The 25,551-nt window shown below is 63.1% G+C and carries 22 protein-coding genes and 1 riboswitch; of the genes, 9 read left to right on the top strand and 13 right to left on the bottom strand.

What is annotated here, in order from left to right; all coding sequences use genetic code 11:
- Positions 1-31: 31 nt before the first annotated feature.
- Positions 32-220, bottom strand: coding sequence for a hypothetical protein (locus tag C7441_RS24370; RefSeq protein ID WP_244916121.1), 189 nt, complete (start codon positions 218-220; stop codon positions 32-34).
- 178 nt (positions 221-398) lie between these two features.
- Positions 399-872 carry a 6,7-dimethyl-8-ribityllumazine synthase gene (locus C7441_RS11025; protein ID WP_019171410.1) on the bottom strand — a complete coding sequence of 158 codons (474 nt, stop codon included), beginning with the start codon at positions 870-872 and terminating at the stop codon, positions 399-401.
- Positions 873-954: 82 nt separating this feature from the next.
- Positions 955-1,102, bottom strand: a riboswitch (FMN riboswitch).
- A gap of 304 nt (positions 1,103-1,406) precedes the next feature.
- Here C7441_RS11025 and ilvD point away from each other — a divergent pair.
- From ilvD to C7441_RS11040, 3 genes are all read left to right on the top strand, one after another.
- Positions 1,407-3,245, top strand: coding sequence for a dihydroxy-acid dehydratase (gene ilvD / locus C7441_RS11030; RefSeq protein ID WP_109612919.1), 1,839 nt, complete (start codon positions 1,407-1,409; stop codon positions 3,243-3,245).
- Positions 3,246-3,330: 85 nt separating this feature from the next.
- Complete coding sequence (locus tag C7441_RS11035; RefSeq protein ID WP_109612920.1) at positions 3,331-4,608, top strand: MFS transporter; 1,278 nt, start codon at positions 3,331-3,333, stop codon at positions 4,606-4,608.
- Positions 4,609-4,784: 176 nt separating this feature from the next.
- Entirely contained in the window at positions 4,785-6,557 is a 1,773-nt protein-coding gene (locus C7441_RS11040) for an SLC13 family permease (RefSeq protein WP_109612921.1), read from the top strand.
- A 212-nt stretch (positions 6,558-6,769) separates the two neighbouring features.
- Here the strand turns inward: C7441_RS11040 and secD are convergent, their stop codons facing one another.
- The 7 genes from secD to C7441_RS11075 form a co-directional block, all read right to left on the bottom strand.
- Positions 6,770-9,295, bottom strand: a complete 2,526-nt coding sequence (secD, locus tag C7441_RS11045; RefSeq protein ID WP_026060230.1) for a protein translocase subunit SecD — start codon at positions 9,293-9,295, stop codon at positions 6,770-6,772.
- A gap of 96 nt (positions 9,296-9,391) precedes the next feature.
- Positions 9,392-9,805 (bottom strand): hypothetical protein, encoded by a 414-nt coding sequence (locus tag C7441_RS11050; protein WP_146201450.1) that lies wholly within the window; start codon positions 9,803-9,805, stop codon positions 9,392-9,394.
- Between the two features lie 149 nt (positions 9,806-9,954).
- Positions 9,955-11,142, bottom strand: a complete 1,188-nt coding sequence (locus tag C7441_RS11055; RefSeq protein ID WP_109612923.1) for a serine hydrolase domain-containing protein — start codon at positions 11,140-11,142, stop codon at positions 9,955-9,957.
- A gap of 84 nt (positions 11,143-11,226) precedes the next feature.
- Positions 11,227-12,261 (bottom strand): ABC transporter substrate-binding protein, encoded by a 1,035-nt coding sequence (locus C7441_RS11060; RefSeq protein ID WP_109612924.1) that lies wholly within the window; start codon positions 12,259-12,261, stop codon positions 11,227-11,229.
- A 37-nt stretch (positions 12,262-12,298) separates the two neighbouring features.
- Positions 12,299-13,099: an ABC transporter permease gene (locus tag C7441_RS11065; RefSeq protein WP_109612925.1), complete on the bottom strand. Its 801-nt coding sequence runs from the start codon at positions 13,097-13,099 to the stop codon at positions 12,299-12,301.
- Positions 13,092-14,018, bottom strand: coding sequence for an ABC transporter permease (locus C7441_RS11070; protein ID WP_109612926.1), 927 nt, complete (start codon positions 14,016-14,018; stop codon positions 13,092-13,094). The genes C7441_RS11065 and C7441_RS11070 overlap by 8 nt, the downstream gene beginning before the upstream one ends.
- Positions 14,019-14,022: 4 nt before the next feature.
- A complete protein-coding gene (locus C7441_RS11075) occupies positions 14,023-15,132 on the bottom strand; it encodes an ABC transporter ATP-binding protein (RefSeq protein WP_026060232.1) in 1,110 nt (369 codons plus the stop codon).
- Between the two features lie 271 nt (positions 15,133-15,403).
- On the opposite strand from C7441_RS11075, the gene C7441_RS11080 reads away from it, so the two are divergent.
- The 4 genes from C7441_RS11080 (at position 15,404) to C7441_RS11095 (ending at position 19,598) form a co-directional block, all read left to right on the top strand.
- A complete protein-coding gene (locus tag C7441_RS11080; RefSeq protein ID WP_109612927.1) occupies positions 15,404-16,435 on the top strand; it encodes a histone deacetylase family protein in 1,032 nt (343 codons plus the stop codon).
- A 56-nt stretch (positions 16,436-16,491) separates the two neighbouring features.
- The gene (locus C7441_RS11085) at positions 16,492-17,919 is read left to right on the top strand and encodes an aldehyde dehydrogenase family protein (RefSeq protein ID WP_109612928.1); all 1,428 of its coding nucleotides are present in this window, start codon (positions 16,492-16,494) and stop codon (positions 17,917-17,919) included.
- Positions 17,920-18,396: 477 nt separating this feature from the next.
- On the top strand, positions 18,397-18,924 hold the full coding sequence (locus C7441_RS11090; RefSeq protein ID WP_109612929.1) for an MbcA/ParS/Xre antitoxin family protein: 528 nt from the start codon (positions 18,397-18,399) through the stop codon (positions 18,922-18,924).
- Positions 18,925-18,938: 14 nt separating this feature from the next.
- Entirely contained in the window at positions 18,939-19,598 is a 660-nt protein-coding gene (locus C7441_RS11095) for an RES family NAD+ phosphorylase (protein ID WP_109612930.1), read from the top strand.
- Between the two features lie 10 nt (positions 19,599-19,608).
- Here the strand turns inward: C7441_RS11095 and lpdA are convergent, their stop codons facing one another.
- The 4 genes from lpdA to C7441_RS11115 are packed head-to-tail and all read right to left on the bottom strand — an operon-like array spanning position 19,609 to position 24,589.
- On the bottom strand, positions 19,609-21,006 hold the full coding sequence (lpdA, locus tag C7441_RS11100; RefSeq protein WP_109612931.1) for a dihydrolipoyl dehydrogenase: 1,398 nt from the start codon (positions 21,004-21,006) through the stop codon (positions 19,609-19,611).
- 4 nt (positions 21,007-21,010) lie between these two features.
- Entirely contained in the window at positions 21,011-22,336 is a 1,326-nt protein-coding gene (locus C7441_RS11105; RefSeq protein ID WP_109612932.1) for a dihydrolipoamide acetyltransferase family protein, read from the bottom strand.
- Positions 22,337-22,339: 3 nt separating this feature from the next.
- Positions 22,340-23,353, bottom strand: coding sequence for an alpha-ketoacid dehydrogenase subunit beta (locus C7441_RS11110; RefSeq protein ID WP_109612933.1), 1,014 nt, complete (start codon positions 23,351-23,353; stop codon positions 22,340-22,342).
- A gap of 3 nt (positions 23,354-23,356) precedes the next feature.
- Positions 23,357-24,589, bottom strand: coding sequence for a 3-methyl-2-oxobutanoate dehydrogenase (2-methylpropanoyl-transferring) subunit alpha (locus tag C7441_RS11115; RefSeq protein WP_019171426.1), 1,233 nt, complete (start codon positions 24,587-24,589; stop codon positions 23,357-23,359).
- 336 nt (positions 24,590-24,925) lie between these two features.
- Between C7441_RS11115 and C7441_RS11120 the strand changes: the two genes are divergently transcribed.
- The gene (locus C7441_RS11120) at positions 24,926-25,246 is read left to right on the top strand and encodes a BRA0787 family protein (protein ID WP_019171427.1); all 321 of its coding nucleotides are present in this window, start codon (positions 24,926-24,928) and stop codon (positions 25,244-25,246) included.
- Between the two features lie 93 nt (positions 25,247-25,339).
- Entirely contained in the window at positions 25,340-25,540 is a 201-nt protein-coding gene (locus C7441_RS23735; protein WP_146201451.1) for a hypothetical protein, read from the top strand.
- Positions 25,541-25,551: the final 11 nt, after the last annotated feature.

Raw genomic sequence — 25,551 nt, forward strand, 5'->3', positions numbered from 1 at the left:
TCAATGCAGAAGGGAAATAGGTGGCCGGATTTTACTCCGCCCGCGGCCGGACTATCCCGCCGCTACCGTGGCCGGTTTTTGCACCGCCGCTCTCATGACGCAGTGTAAGCCGCCGCGCGGTGCGATAGGCCTTGACCCGGACCCCGAGTACGCTCGAGCGGCGCGCCTCCAGTTTCGCGGTGGTGCCGTCGCTCCCCGGATGTTCCTCCATCAGTTTCATCCCAGCCTCCCTGCAATTCACTTTACAGCCTATTAAGTGAATTCGAGAAAGGTCAAGCGGCATTTTCCACTGGCGCTGGAACGTCCGCAAAATCCCAAAAACAAATGCGGAATGCAAAGCCGCGCGGCCATGTTTTCCACAGCCGCGCGGTTGTATCTATCTTCGCAGGTAAAAGATGTCAGGCGGCGACCGTCGCGCGCGCGTTGAGAATCTGGTGAGCGGCGTTGGCAGCCTCTTCGCCCTTCACCTTGAAATGCTCGAAGAAGAACTTGTGATGCTCTTGGCTGTCGTGGAAATGGTGCGGCGTAAGCACTGCCGACAACACCGGAACATTCGTCTGCAGTTGCACGGTCATCATGCCGTCGAGCACGGTGCCGGCCACGAAATCGTGGCGATAGATGCCGCCATTCACCACGAAGGCGACGCCGAGTATGGCGTCGTAGCGGCCGGTTTCGGCAACCAGTTTGGCGTGCAGCGGAATTTCGAGCGCGCCGGGCACGTCGAAGATGTCCACCACGACCTTGCCTTGCGACAGCGTCTGCGAGTGCTCGATGAACGAGTTCACGCACTGGTCGACGATGTCAGCGTGCCAGCGCGCGCGGATGACGGCGAGGCGACGGGTTTCGAATTCGCGAGGGGTGATCTGATTCATGGGTCCTTACTCCGTTCAATGACCAGAATCAGGACGCACGAGACGGAACGCCATCCACCCGTTGCGGGCGGCTTGCGGCTCCGTTCGTTCTCTTCCATCCGGACTTTAACCGTCGGCTCCGGAATTCAACCGGATCTGCTGACCTTTCCGGAAAATCCGGAAAGCGCTCGCGGGCTCAAGCTTGTGCTCTTACCGCCGGTGGGGAGTTTCACCCCGCCCTGAGAACTTCACGGCGGCTTTATGGACGAGCAGGCCCGGCCCGTCAATCCGCCCCGATTGTTTGCCGGATGAACCAAATGCGGCAAAATTGCAGGCCAGATGGTGACGCGGGCAAAGCTTTTCGCTATGAAGGAGTAACCGCGGGTACGGTTGGGGCGCGCAAGGCTTTCGTCTATGCCCGAAACGCTAGCTGCGGCAAGGAGGGCAGGTTGGGTGGAATGCCCGGAAATACCTGCCTCCCGACAATCAATTTTTCGCGTGATCCCTCGCGGAAAGCCTATATTCAGGGGTCAAGGACAGCTTAGGAAGAATCCGATGCCAGCTTATCGCTCCCGCACCACCACTCATGGCCGCAACATGGCCGGCGCGCGCGGCCTGTGGCGCGCCACAGGCATGAAGGACACCGATTTCGGCAAGCCCATTATCGCCGTGGTCAACTCCTTCACCCAGTTCGTGCCGGGGCACGTGCACCTCAAGGACCTCGGCCAACTCGTGGCGCGCGAGATCGAGAAGGCGGGCGGCGTGGCCAAGGAATTCAACACCATTGCGGTGGATGACGGCATCGCCATGGGCCATGACGGCATGCTCTATTCGCTGCCCTCGCGCGAACTGATCGCGGATTCGGTGGAATATATGGTCAACGCGCATTGCGCCGACGCCATGGTCTGCATTTCCAATTGCGACAAGATCACCCCCGGCATGCTGATGGCATCACTGCGCCTCAACATCCCCACGGTCTTCGTTTCGGGCGGGCCGATGGAGGCCGGCAAGGTCGTGCTGGCCGGCAAGGAGCAGGCTCTCGATCTGGTGGACGCGATGGTGGCGGCGGCCGACGACAAGGTGTCGGACGAGGATGTGAAGATCATTGAGCGCTCGGCCTGCCCGACCTGTGGCTCCTGCTCGGGCATGTTCACCGCCAATTCGATGAACTGCCTGACTGAAGCGCTCGGTCTTTCGCTGCCCGGCAACGGCTCGACGCTGGCCACGCATGGCGATCGCAAGCGCCTGTTCGTGGAAGCCGGCCATCTCATTGTCGATCTGGCGCAGCGCTATTACGAGCAGGACGACGAAAGCGTGCTGCCGCGCAATGTCGCCTCGAAGCAGGCGTTCGAGAACGCCATGACGCTGGACATCGCCATGGGTGGCTCCACCAACACGGTGCTGCACATCCTGGCCGCCGCGCATGAAGGCGCGATCGACTTCACCATGGACGACATCGACGCCTTGTCGCGCCGGGTTCCTGTGTTGTGCAAGGTCGCGCCCGCCAAGGCGGATGTGCACATGGAAGACGTGCATCGCGCCGGCGGCATCATGGCGATCCTCGGACAGCTCGACAAAGCTGGTCTCCTCAACCGGGACTGCCCGACCGTCCATACCGCGACGCTCGGCGATGCGCTGGAGCATTGGGACATTTCGCGTTCCACCAGCGAGAATGTGCGCCAGTTCTTCCTGGCTGCCCCCGGCGGCGTGCCGACGCAGACGGCTTTCAGCCAGGAGCGCCGCTGGAGCGCGCTCGACCTCGACCGCGCCAATGGCGTGATCCGCTCGGCCGAGCATCCCTTCTCGAAGGATGGCGGCCTTGCCGTGCTGAAGGGCAATCTTGCGCTCGATGGCTGCGTGGTGAAGACCGCGGGCGTGGACGAGTCGATCCTGAAGTTCTCCGGTCCCGCCAAGGTCTTCGAGAGCCAGGACTCGGCCGTGAAGGGCATTCTCGGCAACGAGGTGAAGGCCGGCGACGTGGTGGTGATCCGCTATGAAGGGCCGCGTGGCGGTCCGGGCATGCAGGAAATGCTCTACCCGACGAGCTATTTGAAGTCGAAGGGGCTGGGCAAGGCCTGTGCGCTGCTTACCGACGGCCGTTTCTCCGGCGGTACGTCGGGCCTGTCGATCGGCCACGTCTCGCCGGAAGCGGCCAATGGCGGCACGATCGGGCTGGTGCGCGATGGCGACATCATCGACATCGACATCCCCAACCGCACCATCAGCCTGCGCATCGACGATGCGACGCTGGCTGCCCGCCGCGCCGAGCAGGACGCCAAGGGCTGGAAGCCGGTCGAACAGCGCAAACGCAATGTCAGCACGGCGCTGAAGGCCTATGCGGCTTTCGCAACCTCGGCCGACCGGGGCGCCGTGCGCGATCTCGGCGACCGCTAAGCAAACCATCGTCAACGGCGACCTGTCCCATGGAAAGGTCGCCGTCTGACATAAGACGCGGCCGGGCGGCCGGGTTTACTGAACAATGACATGCAATCCGCTGGCGGCGCCGACCGCTGGCCCCTTGCTGCGTGCAAACAGGACAAACATCGTGGCCACTGCCTCAACCACCGCCGACAGAATCGGAGCGGATAACACTGTTTTTGCTGTCATCCTGGCGGTGAGCTTCTGTCATCTCCTCAACGACATGATGCAGTCGCTGCTTGCGGCGATCTATCCGATGCTGAAAACCGGCTACGGGCTGGATTTCTGGCAGATCGGCCTGCTTACCATGGCTTTTCAGGTGACGGCGTCGCTCTTCCAGCCGCTGATCGGCATGTACACCGACAGGCGGCCAATGCCCTATTCGCTTCCGGTGGGCATGGGCTCGACCATGATCGGCCTGCTGATCCTGTCGCATGCCGGCAATTATCCGCTGCTGCTGCTGGGCGCATGCCTGATCGGCATCGGCTCAGCGATATTCCATCCCGAATCCTCGCGCGTGGCGCGCCTCGCTTCGGGCGGCCGCTTCGGCCTTGCCCAGTCGCTGTTTCAGGTCGGCGGCAATTTCGGCACCGCATTCGGCCCGCTGCTGGCCGCCTTCATCGTTGTTCCCAAGGGTCAGGCGAGCGTGGCCTGGTTCTCTGCGGCGGCGCTGCTCGGCATGATCGTGCTGTGGCAGGTCAGCGGCTGGTACAGGCGACACGGCGCGAGTTCGGCGAAGCGGCTGGCCAAAGCCAATCCCATCGCCCTGCCGCGCCGAAAGGTGGCGGTCGCCCTTGCGGTGCTGACGACGCTGGTGTTCACCAAGAACATCTATATGGCGAGCTTGTCGAGCTACTATACGTTCTATGTCATTCACAAGTTCGGCGTGTCGGTGCAGGAAGCGCAGGTTTTGCTGTTCATCTTCCTCGGCGCCGCGGCTGTCGGCACGGTGGCGGGCGGCCCGATCGGCGACCGTTTCGGGCGCAAATTCGTCATCTGGTTCTCCATCCTCGGCGTGCTGCCCTTCACGCTGGCGCTGCCCTATGCGGACCTGTTCTGGACGCGCATCCTGACCGTGTTCATCGGGCTCATTCTTGCTTCGGCCTTTCCGGCCATCGTGGTGCTTGCGCAGGAACTGGTGCCGGGCCGTGTCGGCATGATTGCGGGCATCTTCTTCGGCTTTGCCTTCGGCATGGGCGGCATCGCCGCCGCCGTGCTCGGCATCGTGGCCGACGCCAGGGGCATCGACTTCGTCTATCAGGTCTGCTCCTACCTGCCGCTGTTGGGGCTGCTCACCGTGTTCCTGCCCTCTACACGCGAAATGCGTGGGCAGACCTGACGGGTTCATCGAAACGGAAAAGACATATGCCGGAGAAGCCAGCTTCTCCGGCATTCTGTTTTGCAGGCGCGAAAATATCTTTTCAACTTTTCGCCAGGCGGGCAGATTGCGCGAAACCATGCCGTGGCCCTTGCGTTTCCTGAGGCCGGAATGCGGCATCAGGGGACATTTTCTGCATGACTTTCGAGCAAGTTCTTTCCTTCGCCGTCATCGCCCTGATGATGGCGGCATTTGTCTGGGGTCGCTTTCGCTACGACCTCATCGCCGCCTGTTCGCTGCTGGTGGCACTGGCATTGGGGGTGGTGCCGCTCGACGCCGCCTTTAGCGGTTTCAGCGACGACATCGTCATCATCGTGGGCAGCGCCCTGCTGGTCAGCGCCGGGGTCGCGCGCTCCGGTATCATGGAATATGCCATCAAGCGCTATCTGCCGGAGGTGACATCGATCCGGGGGCAATTGATATTGCTGGTGACGACCGTCACGGTGCTTTCCGCCTTCGTGAAGAATATCGGCGCGCTGGCCATCATGATCCCGATCGCCTTCCAGTTCGCCCAGCGCTCGAAGACGTCGCCCTCGGTGTTTCTGATGCCGATGGCATTCGGCTCGCTGCTTGGCGGATTGATGACGCTGATCGGCACTTCGCCCAACATCGTGGTGTCGCGCGTGCGGCAGGAACTGACCGGCACGGCCTTCACCATGTTCGATTTCACGCCGGTGGGAGCGGCGCTGGCGCTGGCGGGAATTGTATTTCTGGCGCTGTTCTACTGGCTGTTGCCGAAGCGCGAGCGCGAAACGGCCGACATGCATGAGGCCATCGACATCAAGAATTATGTTGCGGAGGCGACTGTGGTGCCCGGCTCCAGCGTGCTTGGCAAGACCGTCTCGGACCTCATGAAGCTGGCTGCCGGTGGCGTGGTCGTCACCTCCATCATTCGCTCGCACGGCGTGCGCATCACGCCGCTGCCCGATGCAGTGCTGCGCGAAGGCGACATCGTGCTGATCGAGGGCGGCCCGCAGGCGCTCGACCGGCTCGTCGCGCAGGCAAAGCTCAGCGTCACCGGCGGCCGTGACAGCAACGGCAAGACCGCCGAGGCGGAGGCGGTCGAGGCGGTGATCGGTGAGAATTCGCTGCTGATCGGCTGGTCGGCGCAGCGGCTCGGTCTCTACAAGCGCTTCAACGTCAACCTCCTAGCGGTGAGCCGCAAGGGCGAACGGGTAACCGAACGGCTTGGAGCCGTCACGCTGAGGATGGGCGACGTCATCCTGCTGCAAGGCAATCGCAAGGGGTTGCCGGAGACATTGCGCGAACTGGGCTGCCTGCCGCTGGCCGAGCGTCCGATCCTGTTGGGCAGCGTCAGGCGCGGCGTCGTTCCGGTGGCGATCCTGGCTTTTGCGATGGGCACCACCGCCTTGGGTGTCCTGCCGGTTTCGGTCGCCTTCTTCGCGGCGGCGGTGATGATGGTTCTGTTCAAGGTCATCCCCGCGCGTGAGATCTACTCGGCCATGGACGGCCCCATCCTTGTCATGCTGGCCACGCTGATCCCGGTCAGCGACTCCCTCAGGCGCACCGGCGCGACCGATGTGATTGCCGGCTGGCTGGCCAATGTCGGCTCGAGCCTGCCGCCTTATGGCGCGCTGGCGCTCATCCTGGTGACGGCAATGGCGGTGACGCCCTTCCTCAACAATGCCGCCACGGTGCTGGTGGTGGCGCCCATCGCGGCCGGCTTCGCCTCGAGCCTCGGCTATCATCCGGAAGCGTTCCTGATGGCGGTGGCAATCGGCGCAGGCTGCGATTTCCTCACGCCCATCGGGCATCAGAGCAATACGCTGGTGATGGGGCCGGGCGGCTACCGCTTCAGCGATTATCCTCGGCTCGGGCTGCCATTGTCCTTCATCGTCATCATCGTCGCTGTGCCGATGTTGATGCTGGTCTGGCCCTTGAAGGGCTGAGTCTTCGGGGCGCGATTTCCGACCGGCATTCCCCAGAGTCTGATGAGGTTTTCCTCAGGCTCCATCTATTTTTTTTTGAGCATGATCTTTTCCGAAAAACGGTTTCCACTTTTCGCTGACGCGGTCCTTCGGTTCGGGATCATGCTCTATCTCCGAGTTTCAAACGAAAACGGCGCCCGCGGGCGCCGTTTCCAGTTCAGTATCCCTGCCGGTTACTTGGCAGCGACGGTCTTGCTTTCTTCCACCCGCTGCGGGTGATGCCTGCTCCACCAGTCGCCCAGCAGCAGCAGGATGGGCGCGGCGATGAAGATCGACGAGGTGGTGGCGACGAAGACGCCGAACACCATCGGCACGGCGAAATTCTCCACCGCGGCACCGCCCCAGATCGCCATCGGCAGCATCGACAGCAGGATCGCGACCGAGGTGTAGACGCAGCGCGCGAACACCTGGTTGATACTCATGTCGATGACCTGGCGCAGCGGCATCTTCTTGTAGAGCCGCAGGTTCTCGCGCATTCGGTCATACACCACGACCTTGTCGTTCACCGAATAGCCGATGATGGTCAGCAGCGCGGCGATGGCCGTCAGGTTGAAGTCCAGCCCCAATAGCGCGAAGAAGCCGACGGCCTTGGTGGTGTCGAGTATCAGTGTGGCGATCGCGCCTAGCGCGAAGTTCCACTCGAAACGCCACCAGATGTAGATCAGCATTGCCAGCGCCGACAGCACCACGGCCATGACGCCGGAATGTGCGAGCTCGCCACTGACCTTCGGCCCGACCACGTCGACGCGGTCGAACTTTACGCCCGGATCGAGTTGCGAGACGGCCTCCTTGACCTTGGTTACGGCCGCCGTCTGGGCTTCCTCGCCGCCGTCCTGCCGTTGCACGCGGATCAGCACGTCGTTGTCGCCGCCGATACGCTGCAATGCGACCTCACCCAGTTCGAGGTTGCCCAGCGTGCCGCGCAGCGCGGCCAGATCGGCTGGCTGCGAGGTGCTGATCTCCACCTGGATGCCGCCCTTGAAGTCGATGCCGTAATTCAGGCCCGGCTTGATGAACAGGCCGATCGAGATCAGCGACAGCACGATTGACGTGCCGATGCCGAGGAAGCGAGCGTTCATGAAGGAGATCGAGGTCTTGTCCGGGAAGAAGCGGATCAGCGGCTCGATGGTGATGGTCTTCATCTTGCGGCGACGGACCACCTCGGTCATGAGGACCTTGACGATCGCCACGGCGGTGAACATCGACAGACAGGTGCCGATGATCATGGTGATGGCGAAACCGCGGATCGGGCCCGAGCCGAACATGAACAGCAGCGCCGTCACGATCAGCGAGGTGACGTTGGCGTCCACGATGGTGGAGAAGGCTCGCTTGAAACCGTGGTCGAGCGCGGCGAAGGCACTCATGCCTTTCTTGGATTCCTCTCGTATTCGCTCGTTGATGAGGATGTTGGCATCCACGCCAAAGCCGATGCCCAGGATGATGCCGGCGATGCCGGGCAGCGTCAGCGTTGCCCCGATGATGGCCAGACAGCCGATGGTGAGGATCAGGTGCAGGAGCAGGCCGAAATTGGCGATCATGCCCCAGCTTCCGTAGAGCGCCGTCATGAACAGCACCACCAGCACGAAGCCCGCGATACCGGTATAGAGGCCCATGCGGATGACGTCGCCGCCAAGGTCCGGACCGACGGTGCGTTCCTCGATGACGGTGAGCGGGGCGGGCAGGGCACCCGCGCGCAGCAGTGCCGAGAGCACGGTAGTGTCCTCGACCGTGAAGCTGCCGCTGATCTGTCCCGAACCGCCGGTGATCGGCTCGCGTATGACCGGTGCGCTCAGTACCTTGCCGTCGAGCACGATGGCGAAGGGCCGGCCGACATTGGCCTGGGTGATCTCGGCGAACTGACGCGCGCCGACGCTGTCGAAGCGGAAGGAGACGATAGGCTCCTGCGTGCGCTGGTCGAAGCCGGCGCGGGCATCCGTCAGGCGCTCGCCGCTCAGCGCGACGCGGTCCTCGATCGGATATTTCTGGTCGGTCTTGGCATCCGGCAGCATGGTCACGCCGGGAGGCAGCGGCTCGCCCGGCTGCACATTGGCGACCATGTGGAATTCCATCTTGGCCGTGGAACCGAGCAACTGGCGCAGATGGGTCGGGTCCTGGAGGCCGGGAAGCTGGACCAGGATGCGGTCGGAGCCGACGCGCTGGATGGTGGGCTCGGCCACGCCGACCTGGTCGACGCGCTGGCGTACGATCTCGAGGCTCTGCTGGATGGCGGCATCGATGCGGTCGCGGATGCCGGCTTCCGTCAGGGTCATCTTGATCTGCTTGCCGGTCGAAGTGACGTCGATGTCGGCCGTGCCGGCGCCGAAGCCGATGCCGGCGACAGGCGCGGCAAGCTTCTTCAACTCGTCCAGCGCCTTGGCGCGCTGGGCGTCATCATCGATCGAGATGACGACGGCGTCCCCGGCCACGCGGGCCGATTGCACGGGGATACGGTCCTTGCGCAGCGCGCCGCGCGCGTCGTCCAGCAGCGAGCGCAGCCGATCGGTCTTCAACGCATTGGCATCGACTTCGAGCACGAGGTGGGAGCCGCCCTGCAGGTCGAGGCCCAGTGTGACCTGATGCCTGAACCAGCTCGGCATCTTGTCGAGCACCGAGGGCGGGAGGGCGCTTGGAAGGGCGGCAAATACGCCGATAAGGACGATGATGACATAGGTCATCACCACCCATTTGGAAGTTCGCATTGCTTTGGTCCTGTTTATGCGCAGTACCGGCCCTTCGGGCAGGCAATTGCAGTCATGTAAAGAGAATTATGGTGTCGCGGCCGCGCGGAAAGGCGGTCAGGCCGCAATTGGCGGCGCCCGTGCGCGCTGCGCGCGCGCCGGGGTTTCCTCCAGGCTTTCAAGAAGGGTCTCGCAAAGGCAGGGTTGCCTGGCTGCCGCCACGCTCCATGGCGAGGGCGGCAGAACAGCAGGAGCGCCATCGCCGCCGGGAAGAAGGGATTTGAGCGCAAGCCCACGCCAGTCGGCAATCAGGAAAAGCCGCTGCTGGCTGGTGACATTGGTTCTGTCGCCCGCCGGGTCGCCGGCGCGCTGCCCGGCCATGCCGGACTGGTCGGCCAGCAATCGCAGTGAGCGGTTGGGCGAAACCGCGCCAAGCGCACCATGCGCGGCCGCCAGCGCCACCACGAGCCAAAGCAGAACGACGGATACAAATCCGCGCTCTCTCGGTCTGTCTGGCCTGACGAACATCATCGTTACGGCTTGGTTCCACTTGCTCTGGCGCTATCGGCCCGACTGTAACATGCGGCCGGGGATGCTCCTATACCATTACGGCAGGATGCAGAACCCAAAAATTCCGTGATCTTGCCGCAGCCGGACTGCTTGTCGCCTGCTGGCCGGTCTCAAAGCCGCTTCGCAACCGTATGGAAGAAGGCCAGATTCTGCTTGTCCATGTCATCGTCCACCGGCAGCGGCTGCGACGACATCCTGACCAGGACGACTTCGTTGGCCGGATCGACATAGAGCCATTGGCCGTGGATGCCGATGCCGCAGAAGGGTTTTCCCTCGAAGCCGGTCTGATACCATTTGTTGCGATAACTGCCGTTCGGCATCAGGAAGGCGAAGTCGCCCTTTTCCCATGCCTTGCGGTCGCCCCCGGTGGCAGTGTCCCGGACCCAGCTTTCGGGCAGGATGCGCCGGCCTTCGAACACGCCGCCGCAGCGCATCATCTCGCCGACACGGGCAAGATCGCGTGCCGCGACCGATATGCCGCCGGCGGCGCGCGCGGTGCCTTCGCCATCGACGGTGATGCGGCCGCCGCGCCTGGCGCCAAGCGGCTTCCACAGCCGCTCGGCCATGGCTTCCGTATAGCGCTGGCCCGCGGCGCGTTCGACGATGGCGCCGAGCAGGTCGGAATTGGGCGAACGGTAGCGGAAGACCTCGCCATGTTCGCCGGCACCCTTTGCGATCGACACGATAAAGGCGAGCAGCTTTTCGCTGTCGGGGCCATTGGTGTTGGGGTTCCACAAGGTTGCGCGGCGATAGCGGGCGAAGGCGCTCTCGGGGTCGAGATAGAGCTCCTCGAAATCGATGGTGGTGGTCATGTCCAACACATGCTGGACCGTGGCGTCGGCAAAGGCCGAGCCGGCAGCTTCGGGGATGTATTGCGTGACAGGCGCGGTCGGATCGAGCAGACCGTCGGCCTGCAGCGAGCCCGCGAGGATCGCGGTCAACGACTTCGAGATCGAAAAGATGATGTGGCGTCCGCCCGGCGTCATGTGAGGGGCATTGTATTCGCCCACGACCTTGCCGCCCTTCATGGCGAGGAAGGTATCGGCGTCGGAGCGATGCAGGAAAGCCGCCACGGTTTCGCTGCCGTTGCCGACATCGACGGTCTCGGCAAGCAGGCTGCTCAGATCGCCCGCGGGTTCTTCGGGAATTTCGGCGGGAGCGGCGATTTCGGCGCTCGGCACCAGTTCGCCCACATTCTGGAACGCCCAGCGGTTGTATGGAGCGGTTCGCCAGTTCTCCAGCGTGACGTCGGAGCGGGCGAAACCATAGCGATGCGCGAAAGCATTGGGGGCGGTCATGACATGCAATTCCGGATTCTGAAGGGACGGGCGGCCGATTGCGTGGGGAAAACGGCCCGGCGCCAGGCGCCGGGCCGTCTGACGTTACTTCTGAAGCTCGGTCCAGATTCTGGTGTAGAGGTCATGCACTTCCGGCGAGCAGCTTTCGAGGAACTCGCCGGCGCTCTGATACTCTTCCGGCACGTTGAGTTCGGGCGCGCCCTTCATGTCATCGGCCAGGAATTCCTCCGAACCCTTGATGCCATTGGCATATTTCGCGAAGTTGGAAATGAGGGCCGCGTTTTCCGGAGCCATGATGAAGTTCATGAACAGGCGGGCATTCTCGGGGTTCTTGGCGTCCTTCAGCAGCGCGATGCTGTCCATGAAGTAGGGGAAGCCCTCCTTCGGATAGCCGAAGCGGACATCCGGGTTCTTTTCGCGCGAACGGATGGCGGCGCCGTTCCAGTAATAGGCAGCGCCATAGTCGCGGCTGGCGAATTTTTCGATGGTTCCGTAGTCCATGGCAATCCATTTCGGCTTTGCCTCGACCAGCTTGTCGCGCACCTTCTTCAGCAATTCACGATCGTCCGTGCACCATTTGCCGCCCAGATAGCGGATGGTGGCATAGAGAACGTCGTTCATCTCCGGGGCTACGTTGATCTTGCCGGCCAGCTCTTCCGGCGGATCGAGGAAGATCGCGGAGGTGTTGATGTCGCCCTTGTAGAGCGAGGTGTCGACGAAGATGCCGGTCAGGCCCCACTGCCACGGCACGGTGTAGTGCCGGCCCGGATCCCAGGGAACGTTCACCCACCTTTCGTCGACATTCTTGAAGTTCTCCATCTGATCGGGCCGGGCTTCCTCGATCAGCCCTTCCTTGGCCCAGATCTGAACATAGTTCGCCGACGGCACGACCAGATCGAAGCCGTGGCCGCCCGCGCGCACCTTGGCGAGCGCGGTATCGTTGGAATCATAATCGGTGACGGTCACCTTGACCTTGTAGGTATCCTCGAACTTCTTGATCAGCTCGGGGCTGGTGTAGTTGCCCCAGTTGTAGATGTTGAGTTCGCCATCGGCCCATGCCGCGCCGGCGGAGGTTGCGACGGCCAGTGCTGTGGTCAGCGCTGCCAGTTTCCATTTCATCGGTGATCTCCCATTTGTTTGTGTTGAGTTGTCGTTGTCATGCCTTCTTCCGGTTGAGGAAGAAAAATGCCGTCACGATGGCCACCGAAAGCGCAAGGAACACCGTGGCGATGGCGTTGATCTCGGGCGTGACGATGCGGCGGAGCTGGCCGAGCATGTAGGTGGGCAGCGTGTCCTGCCCGCCCGATTTGACGAATTCGGTGATGACCACATCGTCCAGCGAAATGACGAAGGCGAGCATGAACCCCGCGACGATGCCGGGGCGCAGGATCGGCAGCGTGATGCGCCGAAAGGTCATCCACGGCGTGGCGTAGAGGTCGGCGGCCGCGCGCTCCAGCGTCAGGTCCATGCCCTCCAGCCGTGCGCGGATGGGCAGATAGGCGAAGGGAATGCAGAAGGCCGTGTGCGCGGCGATGAGATAGCCAAGCCCGGAATAGCCGGTCCACACCTTGATGCGCGAGAACACGATGAGCAGGGCGACCGCCGTGACGATCTCGGGCACCATAAGCGGCTGGTTGATGAAGGCATACTTGAAGGTCAGGCCGCGATAGGGCCGCGTGCGCGTGGTGGCGAGGGCAGCCATGGTGGCGACCGTGGTGGAAATCGTGGCGGCGAAGACGGCGATGATGAGCGAGCGCAGCGCCGCCTGCTGCACGACGTCGTTGTTGGCCGCCGAGACGAACCAGCGCAGCGAAAACCCTTCCCAGACGGCAATCGAATTGCCGGCGTTGAACGCATAGGCAACCAGCGTGACGATGGGCAGGTAGAGCAGGAAAAAGGTGATCATCGCGATGGTCGCGAAGCCGGGCTGCGCGCGGATATCGAAGCGTCTAGCCATTGTTGTCCGTCCCCGCGCGTGCGGCACCGCGCACATAGATGAGCAACGCCGTCATGACCACGACCATGAGGGTGATGGAGATCGCGGCGCCAAGCGGCCAGTTTCTTCCCTGTCCGAACTGCAGTTCTATCAGGTTGCCGAGCATCATGTTCTTGCCGCCGCCCAGCACGCGCGGCGTCACATAGGCGCCGAGCGAGGGGATGAACACGAGGATGGAGCCGGCGATGATGCCTGGCTTGACCAGCGGGATGATGAGGCGCCGCAGAACCTGGAATCTTCCCGCATAGAGGTCGTAGCCGGCCTCCACGAGCCGGAAGTCCAGCTTTTCCATGGCCGCATAGAGCGGCAGCACCATCAGGGGCAGGTAGACATAGACCATGCCGAACATGATGGCGGTGTCCGTATAAAGGATCTGGATCGGGCTCTTGATCACCCCCAGCATCATCAGCGCGGTGTTGAGGATGCCTTCGTTGCGGATCACCTCCTGCATCGCAAAGGTGCGGATCAGCAGGTTCGTCCAGAACGGGATCGTCACCAGGAACAGCCAGACCTCACGCCTGTTCTGCGGCCGCGTGGCGATGAAATAGGCGGTGGGGAAGCCGAGCACCAGCGTGACGAACGTGGTCATCAGGGAAAGGCGCACGGAGCGCCAGAATATCGTCAGATGCGCATCGGCCAGCGAAACCGTGTCGTCGAATATGTCCCGCTGCAGGAAGACGGAGAACCACCCGTCCAGCGAGAACTGGCCGAACTTCACGTCGCCATAGTCGCCCTTGGCCATGAAGGAATAGGCCAGCATGATGAATAGCGGCCCGATGGCCGCCAGGAAGATGATGACCAGCGCCGGGGCCGAAAGCAGCCAGCGGTTCCTGATGTCCTCGCGTTCGGCGATGCGTGCGGATTCCTGTGCGCTCGCCATGGCATCAATCCTTCAGGATCTGCGCAACGTCCCGGCCGAACTCGATGCCGACGCGCTCGGCAGCCGCGAAGCTCGTCTGGCTGTTGCCGTTACGGCTGTTCTGCTGGCGCACGATGAAGGGCGTGCCGTCGTCCAGCCGCACATGGAAATGCGTATCCGTGCCCAGATAGACGACATTCTCGATATGGCCGACATGCGCCGACGTGCCGTTGGGGGCTGCCACGCGCGCATGTTCCGGTCTTATAACGATGGTGACTTTACCCTCCGGCATGACGCTTGCGGGGAACGTCGCCGGAATTTCGACGCCGGAGGAGAGCCGCACTGTGGCGCGGCCATCGCCGGTCGCGGACACCACGTCCGCGTCGAGGAAATTGGTCTCGCCGATGAAGTCGGCAACGAAACGTTCCGCTGGACGGTCGTAGATATCCCATGGCGAACCGACCTGAAGAATCCGGCCCGAGGACATCACCGCGATGCGGTCCGACATTGTCAGGGCCTCTTCCTGATCGTGGGTGACGAAGATGAAGGTAATGCCCGTCTGGTTCTGCAGGCGCTTCAGCTCGATCTGCATCTCCTTGCGCAGCTTGTAGTCGAGGGCCGAAAGCGGCTCGTCGAGCAGCAGCACCTTGGGTTGCGGGGCCAGCGCGCGGGCCAGCGCCACGCGCTGCTGCTGGCCGCCCGAAATCTGGCTGGTGCGGCGGTCTTTCAGCGCTTCCATGCGCACAAGCCGCAACATCTCGGCCACGCGCCCGTCAATCTCCGCTCTGGGCTTGCCAAGCATTTCCAGGCCGAAGGCGATGTTCTGCGCCACCGTCATGTGCGGGAACAGCGCATAGGACTGGAACACCGTGTTGACCGGCCGCTTGAACGGCGGCAGCGGCGCGATGTCCTGCCCATAAAGCAGGATCTCGCCGTCGGTGGGATAGTCGAAGCCGGCAATCAGCCTGAGCAGGGTGGTCTTGCCGCAGCCGGATGGGCCCAGAAGGGTGAAGAACTCGTTTTCGCGGATCGAGACGGAGACGTTGTCGAGCGCCGCGACCTGGGCTTCTCCCGTCCCGAAAATCTTGCTTGCGCCGCGAACCTCAATCGCATTCTTATCCGCCATTTCCGGCACACATCCCCCTCAAGGCGTCCCGCTCTGGCGGCGGCACATTGTTCTTGTGCAATTGTCAGCACATGCCGCCTGGATTGGCAACTGCCGACTTAACAGGGGTTGAAGTCTTCCCCCGCCGTCGTGCGGCTCCTTCGTGTCATCCGTCAGTTGGTGCGGCCAGGGCAATAATACCAGTGGTGCCACCACGCCTGGTATAGGCAGGCTCTTGTGGACCAATGGGGCCTGCGGCTAGGGTCACGTCCGAACCACTACGACCTCAGGGGGATCGTGAATGAAGACAGTTTTTTCTCCACTCCACGCCGGCCATGGCGGCCAGATGGAACTGGTCGCGGGGGAGATCGTACCGGGCTTCGAAAAGCCTTCCCGTGCCGAATTCATCAGGGCTAGGGTCGAGAGTGAGAAGCTTGGGCCTATACTGGCGCCGAAGGAGCATGCGCTGGATGCCGCCAAGCGGGTGCATCGCGCGGACTATATCGATTTCCTGCCCACCGTCTGGCCGCTCTGGCAGGAGGCCGGCTATCCCGGCTCGGCCATGCCCTTCACCTGGCCTACACGCGGCCTGCGCGCCGATGTACGACCAACCCGAATCGATGCGCTGATGGGATATTATTCCTTCGATGCCGGCGCGACCTTCGTAAAAGGCACATGGGACGCGATCAAATCGTCCTATGATGTCGGCCTCACCGCCGCCGAGATCGTGAAGGCTGGCGAACGCACCGCATTCGCGCTCTGCCGCCCGCCCGGCCACCATGCTGGCGCCGCCTTCATGGGAGGCTATTGTTTCATCAACAATGCCGCCGTCGTGGCGCAGTGGTATCGTGATCAGGGTGCTGCCCGTGTGGCGATCCTTGATGTGGACTATCACCATGGCAACGGCACGCAAGAAATCTTCTACGAGCGCGACGACGTGCTGGTCCTGAACCTGCATGGCGACCCCAACACCGAATACCCGTTCTTCCTCGGCCATGCCGACGAGCGCGGTGTCGGCAGGGGCGAAGGCTTCAACCACAATTATCCGATGCCGGCCGGCACGCCGTGGACGAAGTGGAGCGAAGCGCTCGAAGATGCCTGCAACAAGCTCACCGCATACGGCCCCGATGTCGTGGTCGTGTCGCTTGGGGTCGATACGTTCGAAAAGGATCCGATCAGCCAGTTCAAGCTGAAGAGCGAGGACTATCCCAGGATCGGCGAGCGCATCGCCAGGCTCGGCCTGCCGACGCTGTTCGTCATGGAAGGCGGCTATGCGGTCGAGGAAATCGGCGTTAATGCGGTTGGCGTGCTGACGGGCTTCGAAGGCGCCTGACGCCAAAACGGGGCACCTGCTGGCACCCCTTCACATACCCAGATCGGAACAACGATATGAGCAATCATCTCAATTTCTACATCGACGGCAAGTGGGTCGCGCCGGTGAAGCCGGCCACGCTCGACGTCATCGACCCTTCCACCGAGGAGGCCTACGCCACGATTTCCGTCGGCTCCGGGGCCGATGTGGACAAGGCGGTCGCTGCCGCGCGCGCGGCCTTTACCAGCTTCTCGCAGACGACGCGGGAAGAGCGGCTGGCGCTGCTCAACAAGGTGCTGGAAATCTACAACCGGCGCTACGAGGACGTTGCGCAGGCGATCTCGCAGGAGATGGGCGCGCCGATTACCTGGGCGCGCGAAGCGCAGGCCGCGGCGGGCCAGGGGCATCTGGCGTCGACCATCAAGGCGCTGGAAGAGTATGAATTCAGCCATCAGCGCGGCGGCACCATGGTGGTGAAGGAGCCGATCGGCGTCTGCGCGCTGATCACGCCGTGGAACTGGCCGCTCAACCAGATCGTCTGCAAGGTGGCGCCGGCCATCGCGGCGGGCTGCACCGTGGTGCTCAAGCCTTCCGAGATCGCGCCGATCAGCGGCATCGTCTTTGCCGAGATCATGGATGAGGCGGGCGTGCCGAAGGGTGTGTTCAATCTCGTCAACGGCAATGGCCCGGATGTGGGCCAGGTGATGGCCGAGCACCCGGATGTCGACATGGTGTCCTTCACCGGCTCGACCCGCGCAGGCATTCTGGTTGCCAAGGCGGCGGCCGATACCGTCAAGCGCGTGGCGCAGGAACTGGGTGGCAAGAGCGCCAACATCATCCTGCCGGATGCTGATTTCGAGCACGCCGTGCGCGAGGGCGTCAACGCCTGTTTCGGCAATACCGGCCAGTCCTGCGATGCGCCGACGCGCATGCTGGTGCCGGCCTCGCGCCATGACGAAGCTCTGGAAGTGGCCAAGGCTGCGGCCGAAGCCCACAAGACCGGCGATCCACGCTCGACCGAAACCCAACTCGGCCCGGTCGTCAGCCAGATGCAGTATGACAAGATCCAGAAGCTGATCGAAACCGGCATTTCGGAAGGCGCCAAACTGGTGACGGGTGGCACCGGCCGGCCGGAGGGACTGAACCGCGGCTACTATATCCGCCCCACCGTGTTCGGCCATGTCACCCCCGACATGACGATTGCGCGCGAGGAAATCTTCGGACCGGTGCTGTCGGTGATTTCGTATCAGGATGAGGACGATGCGGTGCGCATCGCCAACGACACGGTCTATGGCCTTGCCGCTTATATCCAGTCGCAAAACATCGAGAATGCACGGCGTGTGGCTTCGAAGATGCGTGCGGGTTCGGTCTATCTGAACTATCCCGACTGGGATACGCATGCACCGTTTGGCGGCTACAAGCAGTCCGGCAACGGCCGCGAATATGCCGACTGGGGCATCCACGATTTCCTCGAAATCAAGGGCATCGTGGGCTACGCCGGCTAGGATTTCCATCGGAGGGGCAGGCTTGTCCTGCCCTGACGAGGGCGTGGCCAAAGTCTGTCCGGAACTTCACGGCGTGAAGCGGACGCTATCCTTCAAAAGCGGAAATCTGGACCACGCCTGGCTTTGCCAGCCGCCGAGTGTGCCTTGCGGATCGCCCAAAAGAAAAAACACCCGCCGAGGGAGGAGGTCCGGCGGGTGTTTCTAAGGGTGGTCGACAATCGGGAGGAGGTGAAAGTCGACCGCATCCGGCTGGGCCCGGGAGGAGGTAGGCCGTTGCCGAAATCACATGATCTAAATGCACCTGTTCGACGGCCGATACAACTGTCAATGCTGCATGGCTGCCTTGCAAATTTGTGCGATGCAACATTCCGCCGCAGTCATGCTGCGATGCAGCATCAGATTTGACCGCTGAACTTGTATGTTGTCCATATTTGGACTATATCCAAAATTGGATAATTCGCTGACGGAGAGGCTGTCATGGCCCGCTCACTTCGCAGGCATGAGGAAAATATCGCGGCAGGGCCACAGCGCCTCGATGCTTCGCGTTTCGTTCCGGCCAACCGCAGGCGGCTCAGCGCGCCGGGTTTGCGCACCTTCCTGGCCATTGCCGATCTGTGGGGTCTCACCGAGGAGGAACGACGGCTGGTTCTGGGCTATCCCTCCCGCTCGACCTATCACAACTGGGCAAAGCATGCCCGCGAGCACCGCGACTTCACGCTGGACGTGGATACGCTGATGCGGATTTCGGCGGTGCTTGGCATCCATCAGGCGCTCGGCGTGTTGTTTGCCTCGGAGGGTGAGGGCATCGCATGGCTGCGCGGGCCTCATGCCGGCGCCGTATTCGGCGGCATGCCGCCGCTGGCGCTGATCACCGGCGGCTCGCAGGATGGGCTTTTGACGGTGAGGCGCTTTCTCGATGCCGCACGCGGCGGGCTCTACATGGAGCCGAATGCCATCGATACCGGCTTCGCGCCCTATGACGAGTCGGATATCGTGTTCGGGTGAGCGCCATCGCTTCTATGCCCGCGCCGCACCCCAGCCTGCGCCTCATCCCCTCGCAGTTTCCGCCAATAGGCCTGTTCGATACAGTGGCAACGGCCTCCGACCTCGAGGCCGTCATGGAACTTGCCGGCTGGACGAACGACCGGCTGGTGGCCGAACGGATCGATCGTCTGCCGCAATCCGAATGGGTCTATGGCCGGCCGAACTCCAGCATTGTCATGGCCGCCTTCCTGCATGTCGCGCCGACCGGCATGCGTTTCAACGGGCCGGACCTTGGCGCGTGGTATGCCGCTGCCGAACTGACGACCTGTGTTGCGGAGGTGGGGCATCATTTGCGCCGTGAGGCGGTGGCTCGCGGTATACCGGAGGTTCGGCGAACCTATCGTTGCTATTCGGCGCGCCTTGAGGGCGGCGGCTATCTCGACATCACCGGCTGGCGGGACACGCGGCCGGAGCTTTACGCCTCCGACAGTTACGCCGCTTCGCAAGCCTTCGGCGAGGAACTGCGCAGCTCAGGTGGCGACGGCATTCTTTACGGCAGCGTGCGCCTGCGTGGTGGTGTCAACATTGCCGCCTACCGACCGAGCAAGGTGCAAGACGTGGTGCAGGCCGACCATTACGAGATTTTCGTTCGGGCGCGCGAGCGCCGCATCGAGGTGCGCAGGCTGGCAGGGTGAAGGGGCACCCTTAAATATGCAGCGCGTGGCCGAGCGCCTTGAGGGCGGCCTCCTGAAAGGCTTCGCCCTGTGTCGGATGGGCATGGATGGTGCCGGCTATGTCTTCCAGCCGTGCGCCCATCTCGATGGCCAGCCCAAAGGCGGCGGCCAGTTCAGAGACATGCTGACCGACTGCCTGGATGCCGAGCACCAGATGGTTGTCGGCCCGCGCCACCACGCGCACGAAGCCCGCCTCGCCCTGCATGGTCATGGCGCGCGCATTGGCGGTGTAGGGGAACTGGCCGATCTTGAGCTCGTGGCCCAGAGCGCGCGCCTCGTCGGGCGAGAGGCCGGCGGTCACCACCTCCGGATCGGTGAAGCACACGGCCGGAATGCAGCGTTTGTCCCACGAACGGGGGTTGCCGGCGACGATCTCTGCCACCATCTCGCCCTGCGCCATGGCGCGGTGTGCCAGCATCGGCTCGCCGGTGACGTCGCCGATGGCGTAGACGCCGCGCATGGAGGTGCGGCACTGGCTGTCGATGCGGAGGAATTTTCCCGTGCGGTCGAGGTCGAGCTCTTCCAGCCCCCAGCCTTCCATCACCGGCTTGCGGCCAACCGTCACGAGGATTTTTTCGGCAGGCAGCGATTGCTCCATGCCATCGGCTGTTTCCACGATGAGCGCGTCGCCCTTGGCGGTAACGCCCTTCGCCTTCGCTTGGGTCAGCAGCGTGATGCCGAGTTCGCCAAGCCGCTTCGCAACCGGTCGGGTGAGTTCGGCGTCATATTGCGGCAGGATGTGCGGCAGGGCTTCCACCACCGTTACCCTGGAACCGAACTTGGCGAAGGCGGTGCCGAGTTCCAACCCGATATAGCCGCCACCCACGACGACCAGCCTTTCCGGCACCTTCGACAGCGACAGCGCTTCGGTGGACGAAATCACGCGGCCGCCGAAGGGCAAGGCAGGCAGTTCCATCGGCGCCGAGCCGGTGGCGATGACCACTGTTTCGGCGCGAATCACCTGTGTGCCGGTCTCGGTCTCGACTTCCACCGTCTTGCCGTCGCGGAATTCTGCGCGACCATGGACGATCTTCACGCCGGCCTTCTTCAGCAGGCCCACCACACCGTTGTTGAGGCGGCCGACGACGCCGTTCTTCCAGGAGACGGTCTTTGCGAGGTCGAGTTTGGGTGCTTCCAGCGTGATGCCGAGCGCGTTCTTGCCTTCCGCCGCCAGCAGAGCCTTTTCGAACTCGTCGGCGGCGTGGATCAGCGCCTTGGACGGGATGCAGCCGATGTTGAGGCAGGTGCCGCCGGCCTTGGTCATCTCCACGATGACCGTATCGACGCCGAGCTGGCCGGCGCGGATGGCGCAGACATAGCCGCCGGGACCCGCGCCGATGACCAGAAGCTTGCAGGAGATGTCTTTCATCGGCTCATCCCTCGACGAAAATCAGCGCCGGCGTTTCCAGTAGCGCCTTGATGCGCTGGATGAAGACGGCTGCGTCCCAGCCGTCGACGACGCGGTGGTCGAAGGAAGAGGACAGGTTCATCATCTTGCGCGGAATGAACTGCGTGCCATCCCACACCGGGCGCATCATGATCTTGTTGACACCGACGATCGCCACTTCCGGATGGTTGATAACCGGCGTGGTGACGACGCCGCCCATGGCACCGAGCGAGGTGATGGTGATGGTCGAGCCCGACAGCTCCTCGCGCGTGGCGGTGCCGGTGCGGGCCGCGTCCGACAGTCGCGCCAATTCGGCGGCGCTGTCCCAGACGTCACGCGCCTCGGCATGGCGCACCACCGGCACCATCAGTCCGCCGGGCGTCTGGGTGGCGATGCCGATATGCACTCCGCCATATTGATGCACCACGCCCGCCTCGTCGTTGAAGATGGCGTTGACGTTGGGCTGGTCGGCAATCGCCTTCACCATGGCCCGCATCAGGAAGGGCAGCAGTGTCAGCTTCGGCTGGTCGGCGCGCTTTTGCCTGTTGAGCGCGGCGCGCAGCTCTTCCAGCGCGGTGACGTCGATCTCCTCGACATAGGTGATGTGCGGGATGCGTGATTTGGCCACCGCCATCTTTTCGGCGATGCGGCGGCGCAGGCCAACGACCTTGATGTCTTCGACGGCCAGGTTCCTGATGAGCCCCGGCGCGCCCGTCGGCGCCTGCGGTCCGCGCGCCAGAAAGGCGTCGATGTCCTCATGAACGATCCTGCCGGCCGGCCCGGTGCCCGGAACCTGGCGCAGGTCGATGCCTGCTTCGGTGGCGCGCAGGCGCACCGCCGGCGAGGCCAGCGGCTTTTCGCCTTCGGCGCGCGGCACGGCGAACTGCGGGCGTGCCGGGAAATGGTTCCGGTTGTTTGCCGGGGCAGGTTTTGGCGCGCGCGCGGCAGGAGCGGTTGCTGTCGCGGCCGGCTTTGCCTCCGTAGCGTCGACTGCCTTGGCTGCGGCCTCAGGTTTCGGTTCTTCAATGGCTTTGGGGGCTTCGGCTGCGCTCGGCCCTTCGGCCGCTTCGCCCTCCACCTTCAGCCGGATCAACGGAGACCCCACGGCGACCACGTCGCCGATCTCGGCACCCAGCCAGGTGATCTCGCCATGAACGGGCGAGGGGATTTCGACGGTCGCCTTGTCGGTCATCACGGCTGCCAGCAGCATGTCCTCGCGCACGAGGTCGCCGACCTTGACGTGCCATTCCACGAGTTCGGCCTCGGCAACGCCTTCGCCCACGTCGGGCAGCTTTATCACGTGCTCGGCCATGGCTCAGGCCTCCATGGTTTCGCGCATGGCCTGCCCGAGACGGGCGGGGCCGGGAAAGTAGTCCCATTCCTGCGCGTGCGGATAGGGCGTGTCCCAACCGGCCACGCGGGCGATCGGCGCTTCGAGATTGTAGAAGCAATATTGCTGCACCAGCGCGGCGAGTTCGGCGCCGAAGCCGGAAGTCAGCGTCGCCTCATGCACGACCACGCAGCGGCCGGTCTTCTTCACCGAAGCCACGATGGTGTCGAGGTCGAGCGGCAGCAGCGTGCGCAAGTCGATGATCTCGGCATCGATGCCGGTTTCCTCGACGGCCGCTTCGGCCACATAGACCATGGTGCCATAGGCGAGGATGGTCAGCGCCGAGCCTTCACGCCGTATCGAGGCCTTGCCGAGCGGCACCGTAAAATGGCCGTCCGGCACTTCGCCCAGCGGGTGTTTCGACCAGGGCGTCACCGGCCGTTCGTGGTGGCCGTCGAAGGGGCCGTTGTAGAGGCGCTTGGGCTCCAGGAAGATCACCGGGTCAGGGTCCTCGATGGAGGCGATCAGAAGTCCCTTGGCGTCATGCGGGTTGGAAGGCACCACGACCTTGAGACCGGAGACGTGGGTGAACAGGGCTTCCGGGCTCTGGCTATGGGTCTGGCCGCCGAAAATGCCGCCACCGGTGGGCATGCGTACCACAACGGGGCAGGTGAACTCGCCGCTTGAGCGATAGCGCAGGCGTGCGGCCTCCGAAACGATCTGGTCGTAGGCGGGGTAGACATAGTCGGCGAACTGAACTTCCACGCAGGGACGCAGCCCGTAGGCGGCCATGCCGATGGCCGCGCCGACAATGCCGGATTCGCTGATCGGCGCGTCGAAGCAGCGGGTCACGCCGTATTTCTGTTGCAGTCCCTGCGTGCAACGGAACACGCCGCCGAAATAGCCGACATCCTCGCCGAAGACGACGACGGTGTCGTCGCGTCCCATCGAAACGTCCATAGCGCTGCGGATCGCCTCGATCATGGTCATTCTGGCCATGCGCTACACTCCCGCTTCCTGGCGCTGGCGGCGCAGATGCTGCGGCATCTCGGCATAAACACCCTCAAACATGTCGCGCACGGAAGGCTTGCCGCCCGAATGCAGGGTGCCGTGGCCCTCGGCCTCCTTCTGGGCTGTGATGACCGTGTCCAGAATTTCGGCTTCCGCCTGGCTGTGACGCTCCTCGGACCAGGCCCCGCGCATGATGAGATGGTTCTTCAGGCGCAGCACCGGGTCGCCAAGTGGCCAGGCCGACGACTCCTCCTTGGGCCGATAGGCGGACGGATCGTCCGAAGTCGAATGCGCCCCGACGCGGTAGGTGACATATTCCACCAGCGTCGGCCCGAGATTGCGGCGCGCGCGCTCCGCCGCCCACTTGGCCACCGCATGGACGGCCAGATAGTCGTTGCCATCCACCCGCAACGCGGGGATGCCGAAGCCAAGGCCACGCGCGGCAAAAGTGCCTGAGCCGCCACGGGCGATGCCCTGAAAGGTCGAGATCGCCCACTGGTTGTTGACGATGTTGAGGATGACGGGCGCCTTGTAGGTCGAGGCGAACACAAGAGCTGCGTGAAAATCGCTCTCGGCGGTGGCGCCGTCGCCCACCCAGCCGGCCGCGATCTTCGTATCGTTCCTGATGGCCGACGCCATCGCCCAGCCGACTGCCTGGATATATTGCGTGGTCAGGTTGCCCGAGATCGAGAAGAAGCCGTGCTCCTTCGACGAATACATGATGGGGAGCTGGCGGCCCTTCAGCGGGTCGCGTTCGTTGGAAAATATCTGGTTCATCATCTCGACCATCGGGTAGCCGCCTGCAATCAGCAGGCCGGCCTGACGATAGGTCGGGAAATTCATGTCACCGGGCTCGAGCGCCTTGCGGAAGGCGCAACTGACGGCCTCCTCGCCCATATGCTGCATGTAGAAGGAGGTCTTGCCCTGGCGCTGTGCCATCTGCATGCGCGCATCGAAGGTGCGCAAGGTCACCATATCGCGCAGTCCCTGCAGCAGTTCGTCGTCGGTCAGCGTGCCGGCCCAGGGGCCGACGGCCTCGCCGTCGCGGTTCAGCACGCGGATGATCGAATAGGCGAGGTCGCGAATCTCCCGTGGATCGACATCAACCTGCGGACGCGGCACCGAGCCGGCCTTGGGGATGGGAACGTTGGAGAAATCGGGTGTGCCGCCGGGGCGAACCTCCGGCTCGGGGACGTGCAGGCTAAGCGGTCCGTATGCGGTCATGCGGCCAATTTCCTCCCGGTTCCGGTTGGCCAACGACGTTCATATCCCCATTCATTCCACCGGCTCGTGCGGCAATCAAGCCCTCCGGCCGGCCGCCGGACCCTGTAGCGAAGGCGGCTGGAAGGCACGCTCGGCGGACATGGAAATTTTATGGCGCGATTGCCGCGCGACGGGACCGTTCCTGTCTTCCGGACAATTTAGGGCAGTTTTTCCTGTCGTTTCGGGTTAATGTCGGCTTTATTGGACAGGTCGAAAATTTTTTTGCGATCATCGAAAGGAAGCACGAGCATCCAGAGCGACGGAACGCAGAGACCGACAAAGTGAGAGGAGACAGACATGCCAACCTTGTTGCCCCCGCTTCATGAAGGCCATGCGCCCATCTTGTTGCACCAGGCTTTCCACGACGCATTGGAGGCCTATGAAGAATGGACGCTCGAAGCGCCGGAGCCCTTCGTCGAGTTCGAAGGTAATGTGGTCTCCGTCAGCGCCGTGTTCGGGCGCATGAGAAGCTGCACCGATCTGCTTCCGGTGAGGACGCTCGACATCGTGCGCGAGATCGTCGGCCATGCCGCTCCCGAACTGCCGGAAGATGACGTTACCTTCGCTCATGCGGCGCTTCTGTTGCGCGCCCTGTGCGTGGAGCGACTGAAAGGCTGATTGCTCTCGATTTCAGAAATCAGCATTTTATCGAATAATTTTCTAATTTTATAGGATAAATAAGAATATTATTCTGTAAATTCCGAAAATTTCGTGATCGACAATGTCTATAAAATTCATAGACTATTGGGTGAACGGAGATTTTGGATGTCGCGCAGCCACCAGACAACGGCAAAATGGCACTCGGTTCGCGGGCCGCTGGCACCGCGGCGGGTGCGTTTCGGCCTGGAGGTGATGATTTTCCTGCTCGCCTTCGGCTTTACGGTGGCGGTCGTGTTCGGCTTTATAGGGTAGGCCGCCGGGCC

This window comes from Pseudaminobacter salicylatoxidans, assembly GCF_003148475.1.
GTDB lineage: Bacteria > Pseudomonadota > Alphaproteobacteria > Rhizobiales > Rhizobiaceae > Pseudaminobacter > Pseudaminobacter salicylatoxidans.

Coding starts and splice junctions, on each gene's coding strand:
- C7441_RS11120 (WP_019171427.1), top strand. CDS start 24,926: ATGCCAACCTTGTTGCCCCCGCTTCATGAAGGCCATGCGCCCATCTTG.
- C7441_RS11110 (WP_109612933.1), bottom strand. CDS start 23,353: ATGGCCAGAATGACCATGATCGAGGCGATCCGCAGCGCTATGGACGTT.
- C7441_RS11115 (WP_019171426.1), bottom strand. CDS start 24,589: ATGACCGCATACGGACCGCTTAGCCTGCACGTCCCCGAGCCGGAGGTT.
- C7441_RS11065 (WP_109612925.1), bottom strand. CDS start 13,099: ATGGCTAGACGCTTCGATATCCGCGCGCAGCCCGGCTTCGCGACCATC.
- C7441_RS11090 (WP_109612929.1), top strand. CDS start 18,397: ATGGCCCGCTCACTTCGCAGGCATGAGGAAAATATCGCGGCAGGGCCA.
- C7441_RS11050 (WP_146201450.1), bottom strand. CDS start 9,805: ATGATGTTCGTCAGGCCAGACAGACCGAGAGAGCGCGGATTTGTATCC.
- C7441_RS24370 (WP_244916121.1), bottom strand. CDS start 220: ATGAAACTGATGGAGGAACATCCGGGGAGCGACGGCACCACCGCGAAA.
- ilvD (WP_109612919.1), top strand. CDS start 1,407: ATGCCAGCTTATCGCTCCCGCACCACCACTCATGGCCGCAACATGGCC.
- C7441_RS11085 (WP_109612928.1), top strand. CDS start 16,492: ATGAGCAATCATCTCAATTTCTACATCGACGGCAAGTGGGTCGCGCCG.
- secD (WP_026060230.1), bottom strand. CDS start 9,295: ATGCGAACTTCCAAATGGGTGGTGATGACCTATGTCATCATCGTCCTT.
- C7441_RS11070 (WP_109612926.1), bottom strand. CDS start 14,018: ATGGCGAGCGCACAGGAATCCGCACGCATCGCCGAACGCGAGGACATC.
- C7441_RS11080 (WP_109612927.1), top strand. CDS start 15,404: ATGAAGACAGTTTTTTCTCCACTCCACGCCGGCCATGGCGGCCAGATG.
- C7441_RS11095 (WP_109612930.1), top strand. CDS start 18,939: ATGCCCGCGCCGCACCCCAGCCTGCGCCTCATCCCCTCGCAGTTTCCG.
- C7441_RS11040 (WP_109612921.1), top strand. CDS start 4,785: ATGACTTTCGAGCAAGTTCTTTCCTTCGCCGTCATCGCCCTGATGATG.
- C7441_RS11035 (WP_109612920.1), top strand. CDS start 3,331: ATGACATGCAATCCGCTGGCGGCGCCGACCGCTGGCCCCTTGCTGCGT.
- C7441_RS11025 (WP_019171410.1), bottom strand. CDS start 872: ATGAATCAGATCACCCCTCGCGAATTCGAAACCCGTCGCCTCGCCGTC.
- C7441_RS11055 (WP_109612923.1), bottom strand. CDS start 11,142: ATGACCGCCCCCAATGCTTTCGCGCATCGCTATGGTTTCGCCCGCTCC.
- C7441_RS11105 (WP_109612932.1), bottom strand. CDS start 22,336: ATGGCCGAGCACGTGATAAAGCTGCCCGACGTGGGCGAAGGCGTTGCC.
- C7441_RS11060 (WP_109612924.1), bottom strand. CDS start 12,261: ATGAAATGGAAACTGGCAGCGCTGACCACAGCACTGGCCGTCGCAACC.
- lpdA (WP_109612931.1), bottom strand. CDS start 21,006: ATGAAAGACATCTCCTGCAAGCTTCTGGTCATCGGCGCGGGTCCCGGC.